Origin of the sequence: Amycolatopsis sp. lyj-109 (assembly GCF_046548995.1) — a bacterium.
Taxonomy (GTDB): Bacteria; Actinomycetota; Actinomycetes; order Mycobacteriales; family Pseudonocardiaceae; genus Amycolatopsis.
This window is the reverse complement of record NZ_JAJPWR010000041.1, coordinates 20,329-38,485: the sequence shown is the minus strand read 5'-3', so window position 1 is coordinate 38,485 and position 18,157 is coordinate 20,329. Positions and strand designations below refer to the sequence as shown.

The 18,157-nt window shown below is 72.2% G+C and carries 17 protein-coding genes; 10 read left to right on the top strand and 7 right to left on the bottom strand.

Translation table 11 applies throughout. From position 1 onward, the window contains the following. Nucleotides 1-17: 17 nt before the first annotated feature. From ACLJQF_RS46330 to ACLJQF_RS46305, 6 genes are all read left to right on the top strand, one after another. Nucleotides 18-1,346 carry an MFS transporter gene (locus ACLJQF_RS46330; RefSeq protein WP_410616848.1) on the top strand — a complete coding sequence of 443 codons (1,329 nt, stop codon included), beginning with the start codon at nt 18-20 and terminating at the stop codon, nt 1,344-1,346. A 23-nt stretch (nt 1,347-1,369) separates the two neighbouring features. Beyond that, nucleotides 1,370-2,038, top strand: coding sequence for a response regulator transcription factor (locus ACLJQF_RS46325; protein WP_410616846.1), 669 nt, complete (start codon nt 1,370-1,372; stop codon nt 2,036-2,038). A 3-nt stretch (nt 2,039-2,041) separates the two neighbouring features. Next, entirely contained in the window at nt 2,042-3,436 is a 1,395-nt protein-coding gene (locus ACLJQF_RS46320) for a sensor histidine kinase (protein WP_410616844.1), read from the top strand. Further along, nucleotides 3,433-4,392, top strand: a complete 960-nt coding sequence (locus tag ACLJQF_RS46315) for a TAXI family TRAP transporter solute-binding subunit (protein WP_410616842.1) — start codon at nt 3,433-3,435, stop codon at nt 4,390-4,392. The genes ACLJQF_RS46320 and ACLJQF_RS46315 overlap by 4 nt, the downstream gene beginning before the upstream one ends. Nucleotides 4,393-4,508: 116 nt before the next feature. Beyond that, complete coding sequence (locus ACLJQF_RS46310; RefSeq protein ID WP_410616840.1) at nt 4,509-4,931, top strand: acyl-CoA thioesterase; 423 nt, start codon at nt 4,509-4,511, stop codon at nt 4,929-4,931. 4 nt (nt 4,932-4,935) lie between these two features. Beyond that, nucleotides 4,936-5,403: a tRNA (cytidine(34)-2'-O)-methyltransferase gene (locus ACLJQF_RS46305; protein ID WP_410616838.1), complete on the top strand. Its 468-nt coding sequence runs from the start codon at nt 4,936-4,938 to the stop codon at nt 5,401-5,403. 40 nt (nt 5,404-5,443) lie between these two features. Here the strand turns inward: ACLJQF_RS46305 and ACLJQF_RS46300 are convergent, their stop codons facing one another. Next, nucleotides 5,444-6,292: a DUF222 domain-containing protein gene (locus ACLJQF_RS46300; RefSeq protein ID WP_410616836.1), complete on the bottom strand. Its 849-nt coding sequence runs from the start codon at nt 6,290-6,292 to the stop codon at nt 5,444-5,446. 514 nt (nt 6,293-6,806) lie between these two features. Here ACLJQF_RS46300 and ACLJQF_RS46295 point away from each other — a divergent pair. Further along, complete coding sequence (locus ACLJQF_RS46295) at nt 6,807-7,316, top strand: hypothetical protein (RefSeq protein ID WP_410616835.1); 510 nt, start codon at nt 6,807-6,809, stop codon at nt 7,314-7,316. 40 nt (nt 7,317-7,356) lie between these two features. Here ACLJQF_RS46295 and ACLJQF_RS46290 read toward each other — a convergent pair whose 3' ends face one another. Genes ACLJQF_RS46290 through ACLJQF_RS46280 form a run of 3 tightly spaced genes read right to left on the bottom strand, consistent with a single transcriptional unit; the run spans nt 7,357 to nt 10,359 of the window. Then, a complete protein-coding gene (locus ACLJQF_RS46290) occupies nt 7,357-8,337 on the bottom strand; it encodes a VWA domain-containing protein (protein WP_410616834.1) in 981 nt (326 codons plus the stop codon). Further along, nucleotides 8,334-9,278: a DUF58 domain-containing protein gene (locus ACLJQF_RS46285; RefSeq protein ID WP_410616833.1), complete on the bottom strand. Its 945-nt coding sequence runs from the start codon at nt 9,276-9,278 to the stop codon at nt 8,334-8,336. Before ACLJQF_RS46285 ends, ACLJQF_RS46290 begins: the two co-directional genes overlap by 4 nt. Nucleotides 9,279-9,285: 7 nt before the next feature. Beyond that, nucleotides 9,286-10,359: an AAA family ATPase gene (locus ACLJQF_RS46280; RefSeq protein WP_410616832.1), complete on the bottom strand. Its 1,074-nt coding sequence runs from the start codon at nt 10,357-10,359 to the stop codon at nt 9,286-9,288. 263 nt (nt 10,360-10,622) lie between these two features. Here ACLJQF_RS46280 and ACLJQF_RS46275 point away from each other — a divergent pair, with 263 nt between their 5' ends. Both ACLJQF_RS46275 and ACLJQF_RS46270 read left to right on the top strand, forming a co-directional pair. Next, on the top strand, nt 10,623-11,432 hold the full coding sequence (locus ACLJQF_RS46275; protein ID WP_410616830.1) for a hypothetical protein: 810 nt from the start codon (nt 10,623-10,625) through the stop codon (nt 11,430-11,432). Next, nucleotides 11,341-12,249 (top strand): HD domain-containing phosphohydrolase, encoded by a 909-nt coding sequence (locus ACLJQF_RS46270; RefSeq protein ID WP_410616897.1) that lies wholly within the window; start codon nt 11,341-11,343, stop codon nt 12,247-12,249. The genes ACLJQF_RS46275 and ACLJQF_RS46270 overlap by 92 nt, the downstream gene beginning before the upstream one ends. Before the next feature lie 83 nt (nt 12,250-12,332). Here the strand turns inward: ACLJQF_RS46270 and ACLJQF_RS46265 are convergent, their stop codons facing one another. Genes ACLJQF_RS46265 through ACLJQF_RS46255 form a run of 3 tightly spaced genes read right to left on the bottom strand, consistent with a single transcriptional unit; the run spans nt 12,333 to nt 14,962 of the window. Then, on the bottom strand, nt 12,333-12,878 hold the full coding sequence (locus ACLJQF_RS46265) for a molybdenum cofactor guanylyltransferase (RefSeq protein ID WP_410616828.1): 546 nt from the start codon (nt 12,876-12,878) through the stop codon (nt 12,333-12,335). A 9-nt stretch (nt 12,879-12,887) separates the two neighbouring features. After that, nucleotides 12,888-13,604: an SAM-dependent methyltransferase gene (locus ACLJQF_RS46260; protein ID WP_410616827.1), complete on the bottom strand. Its 717-nt coding sequence runs from the start codon at nt 13,602-13,604 to the stop codon at nt 12,888-12,890. A 44-nt stretch (nt 13,605-13,648) separates the two neighbouring features. Beyond that, the gene (locus ACLJQF_RS46255) at nt 13,649-14,962 is read right to left on the bottom strand and encodes an NlpC/P60 family protein (protein WP_410616826.1); all 1,314 of its coding nucleotides are present in this window, start codon (nt 14,960-14,962) and stop codon (nt 13,649-13,651) included. A gap of 355 nt (nt 14,963-15,317) precedes the next feature. Here ACLJQF_RS46255 and ACLJQF_RS46250 point away from each other — a divergent pair, with 355 nt between their 5' ends. Further along, the gene (locus tag ACLJQF_RS46250; protein WP_410616825.1) at nt 15,318-18,131 is read left to right on the top strand and encodes an aconitate hydratase; all 2,814 of its coding nucleotides are present in this window, start codon (nt 15,318-15,320) and stop codon (nt 18,129-18,131) included. Nucleotides 18,132-18,157 lie beyond the last annotated feature (26 nt).

Genomic DNA, 18,157 nt, shown 5'->3' with positions numbered 1-18,157 from the left:
AACACAGGAGGTCGACGATGACAACCCGGCTCAGCGGTGCCACCCCGGCGACCGTCAGCGAAAAGCGCGTGATCGGCAACGTGCTGCGCGGCTCGATCGGCAACTTGGTCGAGTGGTACGACTGGTACGCCTACGCGGCGTTCACCACCTACTTCGCCAAGTCCTTCTTCCCCACGTCCGACACCACGGCCGCGTTCCTGGGAACCGCGGCCGTGTTCGCCGTCGGGTTCCTCATGCGGCCGCTGGGCGGGTGGATGCTCGGCCGGTTCGCCGACCGGTTCGGCCGCCGCAACGCACTCGTGCTGTCGGTGACGCTGATGGCGGGCGGCTCGCTGCTCATCGCCGTCACGCCGAGCTACCACACGATCGGGATCGCCGCGCCGATCCTGCTGCTCATCGCCCGGCTGATCCAGGGCCTGTCGGTCGGCGGCGAGTACTCCACCTCGGCGACCTACCTGTCCGAAGTGGCCACTCCCGGCAAGCGCGGCTTCTACTCGAGCTTCCAGTACGTGACGCTCTACGGCGGGCAGCTGCTGGCGCTCGGGCTCCAGCTGATCCTGCAGGCGCTGCTCACCGAGCAGCAGCTGACGTCGTGGGGCTGGCGGATCGCGTTCGGCGTCGGCACGCTCGCCGCGCTCACCGTCATGTGGCTGCGGCGGGGCATGGACGAATCCGAGAGCTACCAGCGCGAAGCCGGCGAAAGCAAGGGCGAGCGCGGCACCCTGCGCGCGCTGGCCAAGTACCCCAAGGAGATCGCGCTCGTCGTCGGCCTGACCCTCGGCGGCACCGTCGCCTTCTACACCTTCGCCACCTACAGCCAGAAGTTCCTGGAGAACACCGCGCACGTCCCCCGGCGGCAGGTCACCATCGTGCTGTTCTGCGCGATCCTGGTCGCCGCCGTCCTGCAGCCGGTGTTCGGGCGCCTGTCCGACCGGATCGGCCGCCGGCCGCTGCTGCTGTTCTTCGGCATCGGCGGCACGCTGCTCACCGTCCCGCTGATGACGCTGATGGGCTCGACCCGCAACCCCGTCGGCGCGTTCTTCCTCGTGCTGGCCGGCCTCGTCGTCGTGGCCGGGTACACCTCGATCAACGCCATCGTGAAGGCCGAGCTGTTCCCGACGAAGATCCGCGCCCTCGGCGTCGGGCTGCCCTACGCGCTGACCGTGGCGATCTTCGGCGGCACCGCCGAGCTGATCGCGCAGGCGCTGAAGAGCGCCGGGCACGAGACGGTGTTCTTCTGGTACGTCGCGGGCTGTGTCCTGGTGTCCCTGATCGTCTACGGCACAATGCGGGAAACCTCGAAGACCTCCGAGCTGGAACAACGTAGGGAAGATCACCACCACTGAGCTGGATCGACACTGACAGGGGGATGGCCGTGCGCGTGCTCCTCGTCGAAGACGACGCGGGTGTGGCCGGCGCGCTCGCCGAGTCGCTGCACGCGCGCGGCCATCCGGTCACCAGTGTCGCCCGCGGGGCCGACGCGCTGCACCACCACCGCGCCGCCGACCTCGTCCTGCTCGACCTGGGCTTGCCCGACCTGGACGGCCTCGACGTGCTCCGCAAGATCCGGGCCGTCTCGCCGGTCCCCGTCATCGTGCTGACCGCCCGAGGCGACGAACGCTCGGTCGTGCGCGGGCTGCGGCTCGGCGCCGACGACTACCTCACCAAACCGGTCCGGCTCGCCGAGCTGCTGGCCCGGATGGACGCCGTCGTGCGGCGCGCGGTGGCCCGGGCCACCCCGGCCGGGGACGTCGTGCACGTCGAAGACGTCGAGATCGACCTCGCCGCCCGCCGCGTCCTCGTCGCCGGGCACGACGTCGGGCTCACCACCAAGGAGTTCGAGATCCTGGCCGTGCTCGCCGCGCGCCCCGGCACGGCCGTCAGCCGCCAGCAGCTGATGGACGAGGTCTGGGGCGACGCGTACCTCGCGGTGTCGCGCTCGCTCGACGTCCACCTGACCGGGCTGCGCGCCAAGCTCGACCGGCCGGGCCTGCTCACCACCATCCGCGGCTTCGGCTACCGGCTCGGCCGGGACTGACCCGTGCGCACCCGGCTGCTGGTGGTCCTGGTCGCCCTCGCCCTCGCGGTGGTCGCCGCGTTCGCCGTGCCGCTGCTGACCGCCACCGCCGAGCAGCGCACCCAGCAGCTGGTCATCTCCCGCACCGCCGACGTCGACCGGTTCGTCGTGCTCGCCCAGCAGGCCGTCGACACCCGCGACCCCGCGGCCCTCGCGGCCGACGCGGAGCGCTACGCCCAGCTGTACGGCGAAGGCGTCGTCATCGTCGACGCCCGGCGGCTCCCGCTGGTGCAGACGGGCGGCCTGACCGCGGGCGACCCGGCGGTGCGCACGCTGGTGGAAGCGACCATGCGCAACGAACCCGCGCCGCGGACGGACCGGCTGGACCCGTGGTCGGCCGAACCGGCCTACTTCGCCCGCCCGGTCGGCACCGGCACGCGCGTGTCCGGGGTGGTCGTGCTGCGTGCGTCGGTGGCGGCGGCCGCCGCGGACGTCGCCACCCGGTGGGGCACCATCGGGGCCGGCGCGGTGCTGGTCGCGATGGTGTTCGTGCTGCTCGCCGTGGTGCTGGCCCGGTGGATGGTGCGGCCGCTGCACGAGCTCGAGACCGGGGTGCTGGCCGTGGCCGGCGGGCACCGCGCGCACGTCCCGGAACGCACCGGGCCGCGCGAGCTGCGATCACTGGCCGCCGAGGTCAACCGGATGTCCGAGGCCGTGCTCGAAGCCGCCGAGCAGCAGCACCGGCTGGTCGCCGACGCCTCGCACCAGCTGCGGAACCCGATGGCCGCGCTGCGCCTGCGCGTCGATTCCCTGGCCGGGCGCATCGAGGGCGACGATTCCACCTACCGCGCGACCGTCGCCGAGGTCGAGCGCCTGGAGAAGCTCCTGGACGGCCTGCTCGCGCTCGCGCTGGCCGAGAGCACCGCGACCCGCGTCGCGGCCGGGGGCACCGGCGAGGCATGCGACCTGGCGTCCGTGCTCGCCGAACGCGTCGACGCCTGGCGCCCGGCCGCCGAGGACGCCGGTGCGGCGATCGTCCCGCCGCCGGGTCACGACGAGCCGGTGACCGTGCGCTGCCCGGAAGGCGAGCTCGCGCAGATCCTCGACGTCCTGCTCGACAACGCCGTCCACTACGCCGGCCGCGGCGCGAAGATCACCGCCGATTGGGAAAGCGGCACGGAAACCGCGACCCTCGTCGTCACCGACGACGGACCGGGACTGTCCGAAGAGGACAGAGCACGGGCGACCGAACGGTTCTGGCGCGCGGGTGGCGACGGCGCGCCACGCGGCACCGGCCTCGGCCTGGCCATCGCCCACCAGCAGGTGCGCACCCGCGGCGGCGTCCTCGCACTGCGGCAGGCGCACCCGCACGGCCTCGAAGTCCGCGTCACGCTGCCGCTGCAGGAGGTGCCGGGATGACGCTCACCCGCCGCACGGCCCTGCTCGGCGGCCTCGGCCTGGCCCTGGCCGGCTGTTCGACGGCCGGCTGTTCGACGGCCGGCTACGGCGGCCCGGAACGCCCGCTCACCATCGCGGCCGGCGAGCGCGGCGGGTTCTACCTGGCCTTCGCCGAGTTGCTCTCGGCCGAGCTGAACCGCGCGGAACCGCGGCTGCACGCCACCGCCGTGCCGACCGAGGCGAGCGTCGCCAACGTCGGCCTCGTGCAGCGAGGGCAGGCCGACCTCGGGCTGGTGCTCGCCGACGTCGCCCAGACCGCGCTCGCCGGGGGCCCGCCGTTCGCCGGGAAGGTGCCGCTGCGCGCGCTCGGCCGGGTGTATGAGAACTACCTGCAGCTGGTCGTGCGGGCGGACGGGCCGGTACGCCGCCTGGCCGACCTCGCCGGCCGCGCGGTGTCCCTGGGCGCGGGCGGCTCCGGAGCGGCCCAGCTCGGCGAGCGCCTGTTCGCCGTGGCGGGCGTCGCGGTGGACGCCCGCCACCTGCTGTTCGACGACGCGGTCCGCGCGCTGGCCGGCCGCCGCATCGACGCGATGCTGTGGTCGGGCGGCGTCCCGACGCCGAAGCTCGCGGAGCTCACCCGCACGACGCCGATCGCGCTGCTGCCGCTGGATTCGGTGGTGCCGCCCCTGCGCGCGGCGTACGGCCCGGTCTACGACCAGGTCCAGGTCCCCGACGGCGCGTACCGCGGGGTGGGCGCGCTGAGCACGATCGGCGTGGCCAACCTCTTGGTGTGCGCACCGTCCCTGCCCGACGACGTCGCCGAAGCCGTGGTCCGGCTGCTCGTCGAGCGCGCAACGGCGCTGGTGCCCGCCGAGGCCGTGGGGACGCAGTTCCTCGACGTGCGAACGCTGATCGGGACGCAGCCGGTGCCGCTGCAGCCAGGCGCGGCGGCCGCGTACCGAGCGCTGCACGGCTGACTGTGCCGCTGTTCCCGATCCGGCCACGGTCACGGCCGAATGGCTTCGTAGCAACGCTTACGTGCCGCGCGGGGGGTCGGCCTGCTTTTGGCCGGATCGGGAACTAGATTGAGCGCGTGACCGCACCTCGCCGCCCGATCGCCGAGATGCCGCTGCGCGTGCGCTACCAGGAGTGCGACGGGCAGGGCATCGTCTTCAACGCCCACTACCTGGCCTATGTGGACATGTGCTCGTTCGAGGCGGAGAAGGCCCTGTTCGGCTCGCACCAGGAGATGCTCGCGCACGGCGCCGATGTGGTGGTCGCGGAAGCGAACGTCAAGTTCCGCTCCCCCGCCCGCTACGACGACGACCTGCTCGTCGCCCAGTACCTGAACCACCTCGGGACGACGTCGCTGATCTTCGACTTCGAGATCCACCGCGGCGAAACCCTGGTCGCCACCGCGACCATCCGGTACGTGTTCATCGAGCCGGACACGCTGCGGCCGCAGGCGCCGCCCGAAGCGGTGCGCAAGGTCTACGCGGCCCTGCTCGGAGGCTGAGCCCGTGTTCCGCATTCTCTTCTACCACCCCGAAATCCCGCCCAACACCGGCAACGCGATCCGCCTGGCCGCCAACACCGGCTGCGCACTGCACCTGGTCGAGCCACTCGGCTTCACCCTGGAGGACAAGCAGCTGCGGCGAGCCGGGCTCGACTACCACGACCTGGCGCGCGTCCACGTCCACGCCGACCTCGAAACGGCGTGGCACGCCCTGCTCCCGGCCAAGGTCTACGCCTTCACCGCCTCGGCGACGCGGCTGTACACCGATGTCGCCTACACCCCGGGCGACGTCCTGATGTTCGGCCCGGAGTCGGTGGGATTGCCCGCCGCGGTCCAGGAAGCGCCCGAGGTGACCGACCGCTTGCGGCTGCCGATGCGGCCGTCCAACCGGTCGCTCAACCTCGCCAACACCGCGGCGATCACGGTCTACGAGGCCTGGCGCCAGAACGGCTTCGCGATCCCGGAAGCCTGACCCCGCCACCGGCGGACTTTGCCTCGGCCGTCACGGCGGGTCAAGCCGCTTGGCGGTGTGGCGGGTCGTGGGCGGTGTTGCGCACCGGTCTTCGCCGCGGATCCAGCCAAGCCGGGGGAATCCACGACACCACCCCGCGGCGGATCCGGATATCCCAGCCGCCGTGGTGAATCAGCTGATGACACCGTTCGCAAACCAGGGCGAGATCGTTGATGGTGGTTTCCCCGCCCTGGGTTGCCCAGAAGATCACGTGATGCGGTGTGGTCCATTTCGGCCCCCGCGGACACCCCGGCCGGGTGCAGCCCCGGTCCCGGATCGCCAGGGCCCGCCGCTGCGCCGGGGTGGCCGTGCGGGCCGACCGTCCCAGATCCAGAACCTGCCCCTCACCACCGAGCACCGCCGGGTAGATCCGCGCATCGCACAGCAGCCGGCGAAGGTGCGAGACGGGCAGGGTTCGGCCGTCGTCAAGGGTGACCTGCCCGCTTTCGCGGAGCAGGTCCGCGTAGGGGACGGTCACCGTCGCGACCGCACGTTCCCCCGCCCGCACCGGCAAACCCTCCGCCCGCGCCGCGAGGTCGAAGATCGCCGCCACTGCATCACCTTGGCGCTCGGTGGCGGTGCGAGGGTCGGGGCCGCCGAGCTCGTCGGCCGGGTCCGGCTTGGCCGGCGGCACGAACAGTTCCTCCGCCAGCTGCCCGGTTTCGGCATCGAACTCGCCGGAGAACTTCATCCGGCCATCACGTGTCCAGGTGTAGCGGAACTCCCGTCGCGGGCGGGCCAGCTGCTCCTCAAGGACCCGGGGTGCCTTGTCTTCGAGGTCCCCATAGGCCAGGAGACGCTGCCCGGCCTTGCGCACAGTCGACGGGATCGCCTGCCGCGCCAGCTCCACCAGCGTCGCCTCGTCCAGGGCGACCTGATCAGCCCCGAGAGCGGGCGGGCCTGGCGCAGCACCTTCACGATCTCGACGGCCTGCTCCCGGCCGATCTCCCCCGCTGCCAGCGCCGCCCGCACCCCAGGCTGATCAGCCGTCGCGATCGCCACCTGCGTGCGGGCCTCCTCCCACGAGATCCGCTGTGACCCGACCAGGAACCCGGCGGTGTCCCGGCACCCGGAAGCAGGCCCCAGCCCACGCCGATCGGCCTCGGCCACCAGATCCAGATGCCGGGCATAGGCGGCTCGCATGGCCTTCTCGGACGTGCAGACAGCCGCGGCCAGCTCCTCGTCGGAGAGCTGCCACGCTGCGGTGTGCCCGGTCTCGGCCATGCCCCCACATTACCCGAACGCCTGTTCGAACATCGTCACACGATCAGGTACTCCACAATGGACGATCGAGACACGCCCCGGAGAGCGCGGCAGCGGGCTACGAAGCCTGGCCCCAAACCGGCTTCCGGTAGGTTCGCCGGATGCGACAGCAGTTTCTGGGGGCGCTCATCGGCGCCGCGTTCGGCACGGTCTTCGTCCTGGTCAACTCCGGTGACCCACTCCCCGCGGCACTCGGCTGGATACTGCGCGCCCTCGCCGTGCTCGCCCTGGCGGCGGTGGTGGTCCTCGGCGTCCGCGCGGGCGGGCGGCCGACACTCGAAGGCCGGCCGATGTTCGGCCCGAGCTACCGGTTCATCGTGCTCGGCGAGGTCGTGCTCCTCTTCGCCGGGTTCTTCGTCCTGCGCCTGCTGGAGGCGCCCGTCCAGGCCAACGTCGCCTGGATCGCGACCGTCGTCGGCCTGCACTTCGTCGCACTGGCCTCGGCGTGGAAGGCCCGCTCGATCCTCGTGGTCGGCGTGGTCCTGACCGCGCTCGGCGTCGTCGGGCTCGCCCTGCTCGGGACCGCCGCGGAGTGGGTGCCGTTCCTCAGCGGCACGCTGTCCGGGGTGACCCTGCTCGGCGGAAGCCTGTACGGCGTCCGCCACCCTTGAAAAATGGGGGCACTTTCACGTGAAAGTGCCCCCATGGTCGCTACGGGAGCCGCTGCCCGAAGAAGAGGCTGGCCGCGGCGCCCAGCATCAGGATCACCGTTCCCACCACCACCCACGGTTTGCTCGCGTCGGCGTCCTTGAGCTCGTAGCCGATCTGCTCGCCGAGGTCGGCGTAGACCTTCTTCAGCTCCTCGGCGCTGGCCGCCTTGTAGAAGTCGCCGCCGGACAGCCGGGCGATTTCGCGCAGGGACTCGTCGTCCACGCTGACCGGCTGGGCCTTGCCGTCGATGTCGACCGAACCGTGGGTGGTGCCGAAGGAAATCGACGAGATCGGCACCGCGGCCTGCTTCGCCGCCTGCGCCGCGGTGTACCCGCCGCGCGCCGCGTAGAGATCCTCCGGGACGGTCTGCTTCCCGTCCGACATCAGCACGATCCGCGCCGGCGGTGGCCCGTCGGCCCCGCCGACGACGCTCGAGAAGCTCTCCACCGACTGCAGCGCCGCGAAGATGCCCTCACCGGTCGCCGTCGACTGGGCCAGCTTCAGGTTCTCGATCGCCTTGATCACGCCGTTGCGGTCGGTGGTCGGGTTGACCAGCACGGTCGCCGTGCCCGCGAACGAGATCAGCCCCAGGTTGATCCCCGGCGTCATGTTCCGCGCGAAGCTCGTCGCCGCCTCCTGGGCCGCCTGCAGCCGCGTCGGGAGCACGTCGGTGGCCTCCATGGACAGCGACACGTCGATCACCAGCATCACGGTCGCCCGATTGCGCGGCACCTTCTGCTCGGCAGTCGGCCCGGCGAGCGCCACGGTGAGCAGCAGCAGCGACAGCACGATCAGCACCGCCGGCAGGTGCCGGACCCAGCCCTGGCTCTTCGGCGCGACCTTATCGAGCAGGTCCAGGTTGGCGAACCGCATGGTCCGCTTCCGGCGCGCCCGCTGGGCGAGCACGTACCCGACGGCGACCGCGGCCACCGCGATCAGCAGCAGGAACCACCAGGGTGACGCGAACCCCGTCAAACTCACGCCACACCCCCCGACCAGCGGCGCTTGCGGGCGACGACGAACCGCACCATGTCGGCGATCCAGTCGGCGTCGGTGCGCAGCGTCAGGTGGGCCGCACCCGCGCGCCGCAGACCGGCCGCCACGCGCTGGCGGTGGGCGTGGGCCGCGGCCCCGAACTCCTTGCGCAGCAAGGCCGAAGCGTGCACTTCCCGCTGTTTCCCTGTCTCCGGGTCGGCCAGCACGACGGTGCCCACCTCGGGCAGGTCGATGTCGCGCGGGTCGAGGACTTCGATCGCGATCAGTTCGTGGCGCCCGCCCAGCGCCCGCAGCGGCCGCTCCCAGGACGTGTCGCCCAGGAAGTCGGAGATCACCACCGCGAGCCCACGCCGGCGCGGCGGGCGCCGCAGCGCTTCGAGGGCCTGGGCGAAGTCGCCCCGGGTGCCCTCGGCCGCGCGCGGTGTCTCGGCGAGCTTGCGCACCAGCCCGCGGGCGTGCGCGAGACCGCCGCGGGCCGGGATGCGGACCGTGTCGGCGCCGGTGGAGACCAGCGCGCCGATCCGGTTGCCGCCGCCTCCGGTGAGGTGGGCGACCGCCGCGACGGCGCAGACCACCAGGTCGCGCTTCTCGCACAGCGCGGTGCCGAAGTCGAGGCTCGCCGAAAGGTCGGCGACCACCCACGTCTCCAGCTCGCGGTCGGCCACGGTCTCGCGGATGTGCGGGGTCGTGGTGCGGGCGGTGACCGCCCAGTCCATCCGGCGGACGTCGTCGCCGGGCTGGTACGGGCGCGCCTCGCCGGGCTCGGACCCCGGCCCGGGCACCAGGCCGAGGTGGTTGCCCTGCAGCAGCCCGTCGAGCCGGCGGCGGACGTCGAGCTCCAGCGTCCGGAGCCCCGCTTCCAGCCGGTCGCCGCGCAGCACCGGCGGCGCCCACGAAGGGCGGACGCCGTCCTCTTTCTTCGCCATCGCCGGGTTACCTGACCGGCGCGCCCGCCGGGACCGGGCCGCCCTGGCCCGTCCCGCCCTGTGGCCGGGCCGAGACCTGCGGCAGCGGCACGGTCTGCAGCACGCGCGTGATGATGTGGTCGATCGGCACGCCGTCGGCCAGCGCGTCGTAGGACAGCACGAGCCGGTGACGCAGCACGTCCGGCACGACGTCGACGACGTCCTGCGGCAGCACGTAGTCGCGGCCGCGGACCAGGGCCAGCGCCCGCGCGGCGGCGATGATGCCGAGGCTCGCCCGCGGCGAAGCGCCGTAGGAGACCCAGCCGGCGACGTCGGCGAGGCCGTGCTCGTTCGGCGTCCGGGTGGTCAGCACCAGCCGCACGACGTAGTCGACCAGCGCGTGGTGCACGAACACCTGCGCCGCGACGCCCTGCAGCCGGACCAGCTCGCCCGGGCTGAGCACCTCGTGCGGGGTGGGCGGGGTGACGCCCATCCGGTAGATGATCTCGCGTTCCTCCTCGGCGGAGGGGTACTCGACGACGATCTTGAACAGGAACCGGTCGCGCTGGGCTTCCGGCAGCGGGTACACACCCTCGTTCTCGATCGGGTTCTGCGTGGCGAGCACGAGGAAGGGGTCGGGCATCGGGAACGTCTGCCCGCCGATCGACACGTGCCGCTCGGCCATCACCTCGAGCATCGCCGACTGGACCTTGGCGGGCGCACGGTTGATCTCGTCGGCGAGCACGAAGTTCGCCACGACCGGGCCGAGCTCGACGTCGAAGCGCTCGGCGCCCTGACGGTAGATCCGGGTGCCGAGGATGTCGGCGGGCACCAGGTCGGGGGTGAACTGCACGCGCGAGAACGAGCCCCCGACGACCCGCGCGAACGTCTCGACGGCGAGGGTCTTCGCCACGCCGGGCACGCCTTCGAGGAGCAGGTGGCCCTTGGCCAGCAGGCCGACCAGCATCCGCTCGACCAGGCGGTCCTGGCCGACGATGATCCGCTTGACCTCGAACACGGTCCGCTCCAGCAACTGGGCGTCCCGGGCCGGCGTCCCGGGCTGCTGCCCGTTCCCGCCCTCGGCGTAGCCGGGCTCGGTCACTCTGCCTCCTCGAAATCTCGTGCGCCGCCCCCGCGACGGTGATCACGCGGTGCGACCGTACTGCGCCCCCGGTCGTCCGTCTCATCCGGCACGCGGACGGACGCACTGGGCCCACGATCAGCCAACACGGTCAGCGGTGTGGCACCTGTGAAGCCCCCCGGCGGCGCACCTCGAACTGACTGTGCACCTCGAACTGACTGTGCCCTCGAACTGACTGTGCACCTCGAACTGACAGGGGGCCCGGGCTGGGCGAGGATGCGGAGGTGACCCGTGTCAGGCTCGCCGAGCTGGTCGCCACCCTGTCGCTGGTGGCCGACCTCGGCATGGGCCGCCCGATGGAGCGGGTCCTGCGCCAGACGGTGATCACGCTGCGGCTGGCCGACGCGGCCGGCGTCGAGCCCGGGATCCGGGCCGCGGCCTGCTACACGTCGCTGCTGACCTGGATCGGCTGTGCGGCGGACACGAGCGAGCTGGCCGAGCTGTTCGGGGACGAGACGCAGCTCTACGCCGACACCCACGACGAAGACCTGGCCGGGGTCACGATGGCGATGTTCATCGCGCGGCACCTCGGCGGCGGCAGCTCGCGGCTGTGGCGGGCCGGCCTGGTGGGCAAGTTCCTCGCCACGGCCGGGAAGCCGGTACAGCGGGTGATGCAGGCGCACTGCCAGGGCGCCAGCGAACTCGCGGACCGGCTGCGGCTCGGCGACGACGTCTGCCGCCCGCTGCTGCAGGCGTTCGAGCGCTGGGACGGCCGCGGGGTGCCGGGCCTGGCCGGCGGCGACGAGCTCGCCCTGGCGACGCGGCTGGTGCAGCTCGCCGACCACGTCGAGGCCTTCCACCACACCGCGGGGCGTCGTGGGCGCGCTCGCGGTCGCCCGCGAACGCCGGGGCACCCAGTTCGACCCGCGGCTGGTGGACTGCTTCCTCGACCGGCACGCCACCGTGCTCGCCGGCCTCGAGGACGTCCGGGCCTGGGACGAGGTGATCGCGCTCGACCCGCGGCTCGGCGAGCGGCTTCCCGACGAGGAGCTCGACCGGGCCCTGCAGGCGTTCGCCGACTTCGCGGACCTTAAGTCGCCGCACCGGCTCGGGCACTCCCGCGGCGTCGCCGGGCTCGCGGCGGCCGCGGCGGCCCGGCTCGGCCTGGCCGAGGCGGACGTCGCCGTGGTGCGCCGGGCGGGGTGGGTGCACGACATCGGGATGATCGGCGTGCCGAGCGCGGTGTGGAACGCGCCGAAGCCGTGGTCCCGGTCCCAGCGCGAACGGGCCCGGACCCACCCGTACCTGACCGAGCGGATGCTGGCGCGGGTGCCGGCGCTGGCGCCGGTGGCGCGGTGCGCGGCGCAGCACCACGAACGGCTCGACGGCTCGGGCTACCCCCACGGTCTCTCCGGCGACGCACTGGCCATGCCCTCGCGGGTCCTCGCGGCCGCGGACGTCTACCACGCACTGGGCGAGTCCCGCCCGCATCGCGCGGCCCGGCCCGCGTCGGCCGCCGCGGAGGTGCTGGCGGAGGAAGCCCGCGCCGGACGTCTCGACGGCCAGGCGGTCGAGGCCGTGCTGGCCGCGGCCGGACGGCGGGTGCGCCGCCCCCTGCCCGGCCGGTCCGGGCTGACCGCACGGGAGACGGAGGTCCTGGTCCAGCTGGCGCGCGGGCTGTCCAACGCCGAGATCGCGGCCGCGCTGACCGTCTCGCGCAAGACCGTGTCGACCCACCTGGAGCACATCTACGCGAAGCTCGGGGTCACGACGCGGACGCTGTTGGCGAATTCGGGCGGTGTGCTGAGTCCGGTTCTGTGGCCAACTCACCAGCCGGAGCGGCCAACTCACCGGAGCACCCGGGCATGTTGGCCGCTCCGGTCGCCGTGTTGGCCGCTCCGGTCGGCATGAATCCGAATTCGCCAACAGCGTCGTCCGAGGTCCTGGCTGAATGAGTCATTCAAGACACCGGGCTCCCCCGCTGCAAAGGCGGGTCAGCGGTGGCGCTCGAGGTCCTCGGGCGTGTCGATGTCGTCCGCTTCGCCCCGTTCCGCCGGGATTTCGGCCACCGCCAGCCCGCCCAGGACCCGGCGCAGGGCCGCGTTCTCCGCCTGCTCCGGCACCGCCGCCCGCAATGGCGCGAGCCGCCAGGCGCCCAGCAGCCACTGCCGCTCCCCCGCGCCGTCCACCAGGACCGCTCCCTCGCCGTCGCCGATGGCCGCGACCAGTCTGTCTACTGTGGACCGGCGGACGCCCGGCAGGTCGGCGGCCAGCACCACGACCGCCTCGACGTCGTCGGGCACGAACGCCAGGCCCGCCGCCAGGGCCGCCACCGGTCCGGTGCCCGGCACCGGTTCGCGGGTCCACACCACGTCGAAGCCGGGGCGCCGCGGGCCGACCGCGATCACCCGCTCGGCGCCGGCCAGGGCGTGGATCGCGCGGGCCAGCAACGGTTTCCCGCCCACCGTCAACGCCGGCTTGTCCACACCGGACAGCCGGCGGGCCGAGCCACCGGCCACCACGATCCCCGCGTAGCGCACCGGGGCACCCTAGCGGCCCAGCACGAGGTAGGTGAAGCCCAGCACGCCCCGGTAGTCCCGGACGTATTCGCGCAACCGCCGGTCGAGCCACTCCCGGACCTCCCCGGCCCGCGGATCGTCCCGGTGGCCGGCCAGCCACTCCTCCCAGGCCGCGCGCGACGTCGACTCGAAGTCGTCCCATTCCAGCTGGTCGGCGGTGCTGACGTGCAGCACGCGCCAGCCGGCGGCGTCCGCGGCGTCGAGCAGCTCCGGCAGGGTCAGCAGGTCCGGGCCGAAGATCTCGAGAGCCGCCGGCCCTGGCGGAGCCGCCCAGAAGCCGTCGCCGTAGAGCAGCCGGCCGGACGGCACCACCCGCGCGAGGCGCTCGAGCGCCTCCTTCGTCGAGCCGAAGATGTGGGCGGCGCCGATGCAGAAGGCCCGCTCGGCGGGATCGGCCCAGTCGGCGGCGTCCGCCTCGACCCAGTCCACCCGCGAGCCGAGGCCCCGGTCGAGAGTGGCCGCGCGGGCACGGGCCAGCGCCCCCTCGTCGGTGTCGACGCCGGTCCCGCGCAGGTCCCGGGCCCGGCCGAGCGCCTGCAGCAACAACTTGCCCCAGCCGCAGCCGAGGTCGACGAGGTGCCCACCGGTCAGGTCCATCCGGTCGAGCAGCAGCTCGGCGTGCGTCTCGGACAGGGGCGTGTTCCAGCACATCCGCGAGCGCCGCAGCAGGTTCAGTTCGTCGTCCACCGGGGCGATTCTGGGCCCCGGCGGCGGGCGGCGTCGAACGGGTTTCAGCCGACCAGCCGCGTCGCGTACGGCATGATCCCGCCGTAGCGCACCGGGGCGATCCGGACCCGCAGGCCGGACTGGGGCGCCTCGACCATCTGCCCGCCGCCGAGGTAGAGCGCGACGTGGTGGATGCCGCCGGGGCCGCCCCAGAACAGCAGGTCGCCGCGGCGCATCTGGGACAGCGGCACCTGCCGGCCCGACGAGTACTGGTAGCCGCTGTAGTGCGGCAGCGAGCGGATCCCGGCGAAGGCGAAGATCATCAGGCCGGAGCAGTCGAAGCCGATCTTGTTGTAGTCGCCGTAGCGGTCGGCGACGCCGCCGTCGCGGATGCCGCGGGTCGGGCCGCTCGTGTTGCCGCCGCCCCACGCGTACGGCATGCCGAGCTTGGACAGCGCCCGCGCGATCACCGCCTCGACCGACGAGCCGGCCGGGCCCGACGGCGCCGGGCGACCCGCGGGACGGCCACCGCCCCCGGCCGCGGCCAGCGCGGCCTGGCGGGCGCGTTCCTCGTCTTCTCGCTGCTTCTGGGCGAGCCAGTCCTGGTAGCGCTGCCGCTGCCCCTGCAGGCCGCTGACCTTGGCCTGGGCGGTGTAGAGCTGCTGCTCGACGTCGGTCTTGTTCTTCTCCAGCTGAGCGTTCTGGGCGGCTTGGCCGTCCTGGGCCCGCTCGGCGGTGGTCTGCGCGGCGTCGGCGCTGCTCTTCGCCCGGCGGGCCGCGTCCTGCTTCTGCTGGGCGATCTCGGCCGCCTTGCGAGCGGCGGCGTCCTTGTTGGACTTCTCGGTCTGCGCCTGCTGGAGCCGGTCGAGGGCGTTGAGCCGGTTGCCGCCGACGGCGTCGAGCAGCTGCGCGCGGGCGAGCATGTCCTTGGGGCTGTCCGCGCTCAGGTACGCCGAGAGCGAGCCGACCGTGCTGCCCTGCTGGAAGCTCGCGGCGGCGAACGTCCTGAGGTCCGCCCGGGCCTTCTCGATCGCCGCCGAGGCCGCGTCCGCCTCGGTGCGCGCCGCCTTCGCGTCGTTCTCCGCCTGCGCCGCGTCGTCCTGCGCGGTCTGCAGGTCGACCAGGGCCTTGTTGGCCTGTTCCTGCTTGAGCTCGACGTCGTCCTGCAGCTGCGTCAGCTTCTGCTCGGCCTGGGCCAGCTGGTTGGTCAGCCGGCCGACCTCACCGGCTTTCGCGTTCGCGTCGGATTTGCCCGCCTGGATCTCGGAGTCGCTGGGATTGGGGGGCGGCGGGGGCGCCGCGAGGCCCGTGCCGCCGGCGCCGAACAAGATCACCAGCGTGAGCGTGCTCACGCTGAGTCCCCGGCGGACGCGCGGCACCCGCGGACCTCCGCACCGTCCACTCAAGACCGACACCTCCGCTCACCAGCCCACACCGCGTGTCACTGCAGTCACATCACTATCACAAGCATCAGCGGAAACTTACACAACGTAGGCACCAATTCCCCTCATTGAGGGACCCCCGCGGTGTCGGCTGCTCAGATGACGCAGCCCACACCGCGTGTCACCTTGAACCCTAAACAGGACACGCGTACTGTTTGAACCACCGCGAGGTGTGCCATCCCGCATCCGGTCCTACGGTGGGGGTGCGCAAGACTCGCCCCACCGAACCGACCGAACTGACCCGGGACTCCCCTGCCGCGATGGAGCGGCGTCCCCGCCACTGGAGTTAGACGTGACCTCACCCGCCAGCAAGGACAGCTTCGGCGCCAAAGACACGCTGAAGGTCGGCGACGCCTCGTACGAGGTGTTCCGCCTGAACAAGGTCGAGGGCGCCGAGCGGCTGCCCTACAGCCTGAAGATCCTGCTCGAGAACCTGCTGCGGACCGAGGACGGCGCGAACATCACCGCCGACCACATCCGCGCGCTCGGCTCCTGGGACCCCAACGCCGACCCGTCGATCGAGATCCAGTTCACGCCGGCCCGCGTGATCATGCAGGACTTCACCGGCGTCCCGTGCGTCGTCGACCTCGCCACCATGCGCGAAGCGGTCACCGACCTGGGCGGCGACCCGGACAAGGTCAACCCGCTGGCCCCGGCCGAGCTGGTCATCGACCACTCGGTGATCATCGACGTCTTCGGCCGCCCGGACGCCTTCGAGCGCAACGTCGAGATCGAGTACGAGCGCAACCGCGAGCGCTACCAGTTCCTGCGCTGGGGCCAGGGCGCCTTCGACGAGTTCAAGGTCGTCCCGCCGGGCACCGGCATCGTGCACCAGGTCAACATCGAGCACCTCGCCCGCACCGTCATGTCCCGGGGTGGCCAGGCCTACCCCGACTCCTGCGTCGGCACCGACTCGCACACCACCATGGTCAACGGCCTGGGCGTGCTGGGCTGGGGCGTCGGCGGCATCGAGGCCGAGGCGGCCATGCTGGGCCAGCCGGTGTCGATGCTCATCCCGCGTGTCGTCGGCTTCAAGCTGACCGGCGAGATCCCGGCCGGCGTCACCGCCACCGACGTCGTGCTCACCATCACCGAGATGCTGCGCCGCCACGGCGTGGTCGGCAAGTTCGTCGAGTTCTACGGCGAGAGCGTGGCCGCGGTGCCACTGGCCAACCGCGCCACGATCGGCAACATGAGCCCGGAGTTCGGCTCGACCGCCGCGATCTTCCCGATCGACGAGGAGACCGTCCGCTACCTCAAGCTGACCGGCCGCTCGGCCGAGCAGGTCGCGCTGGTCGAGGCCTACGCCAAGGAGCAGGGCCTCTGGCACGACGCGACGCGCGAGGCGGCCTACTCCGAATACCTCGAGCTGGACCTCTCGACGGTCGTCCCGTCGATCGCCGGCCCGAAGCGCCCGCAGGACCGCATCGAGCTGTCGGACGCGAAGTCGGCGTTCCGCAAGTCGATCCACGACTACGTGGACGGCGAGGACACCACGCCGCACACCAAGATGGACGAGGCCTCGGAGGAGTCCTTCCCGGCCAGCGACGCCCCGTCGCTGTCGTTCGCCGAGGACGACGCCGCGCCGGTCACCAGTTCCGCCGCGAACGGCGCGTCGGGCCGCCCGAGCAAGCCGGTCAAGGTCTCGACCTCCGACCGCGGCGAGTTCGTCCTCGACCACGGCGCCGTGGTGATCGCCTCGATCACCTCGTGCACCAACACCTCGAACCCGTCGGTCATGCTCGGCGCCGCGCTGCTCGCGCGCAACGCCGTCGACAAGGGCCTCGCGGTCAAGCCGTGGGTGAAGACGTCGATGGCGCCGGGCTCGCAGGTCGTCACCGACTACTACACCAAGGCCAACCTGTGGCCGTACCTGGAGAAGCTGGGCTACCACCTGGTCGGCTACGGCTGCACCACCTGCATCGGCAACTCCGGCCCGCTCTCGGACGAGATCTCCGCCGCCATCCAGGAGAACGACCTCACCGCGGTCTCGGTGCTCTCGGGCAACCGGAACTTCGAAGGCCGGATCAACCCCGACGTGAAGATGAACTACCTCGCGTCGCCGCCGCTGGTCATCGCCTACGCGCTGGCCGGCACGATGGACTTCGACTTCGCGAACCAGCCGCTGGGCCAGGACGAGCACGGCACCGACGTCTTCCTCAAGGACATCTGGCCGACCGCGCAGGAGATCCAGGAGACCATCGACTACGCGATCACGCAGGAGATGTTCACCAAGGACTACGCCGACGTCTTCGACGGCGGCGAGCGCTGGAAGTCGCTGCCCACCCCGGAGGGCAAGACCTTCGAGTGGGACGCCGAGTCCACCTACGTCCGGAAGCCCCCGTACTTCGAGGGCATGACGCCGGAGCCGGCCGCGGTCACCGACATCTCCGGCGCGCGCGTGCTGGCGAAGCTGGGCGACTCGGTCACCACCGACCACATCTCCCCCGCCGGGGCGATCAAGCCGGGCACCCCGGCCGCGCAGTACCTCACCGAGCACAACGTGGACAAGAAGGACTTCAACTCCTACGGCTCCCGGCGCGGCAACCACGAGGTGATGATCCGCGGCACGTTCGCGAACATCCGGCTGCGCAACCAGCTCCTGGACGACGTGCAGGGCGGCTACACCCGCGACTTCACCGTCGAGGGCGCGCCGCAGGCGTTCATCTACGACGCCGCGCAGAACTACGCCGCCGCCGGCACCCCGCTGGTCGTGCTGGGTGGCAAGGAGTACGGCTCGGGTTCCTCGCGTGACTGGGCGGCCAAGGGCACCTCGCTGCTGGGCGTCCGCGCGGTCATCACCGAGTCGTTCGAGCGCATCCACCGCTCCAACCTGATCGGCATGGGCGTCATCCCGCTGCAGTTCCCGGCGGGCGAGTCGGCCTCGTCGCTCGGCCTCGACGGCACCGAGACGTTCGACATCGCGGGTATCACGGCGCTCAACGACGGTTCGACGCCGCGCACGGTGCACGTCACGGCGACCAAGGCGGACGGGACGAAGGTGGAGTTCGACGCGGACGTCCGCATCGACACCCCGGGCGAGGCGGATTACTACCGCAACGGCGGCATCCTGCAGTACGTGCTGCGGAAGATGACGCAGGCGTAAGGGTTTCGCGGTTCCCCGAAGGCCTC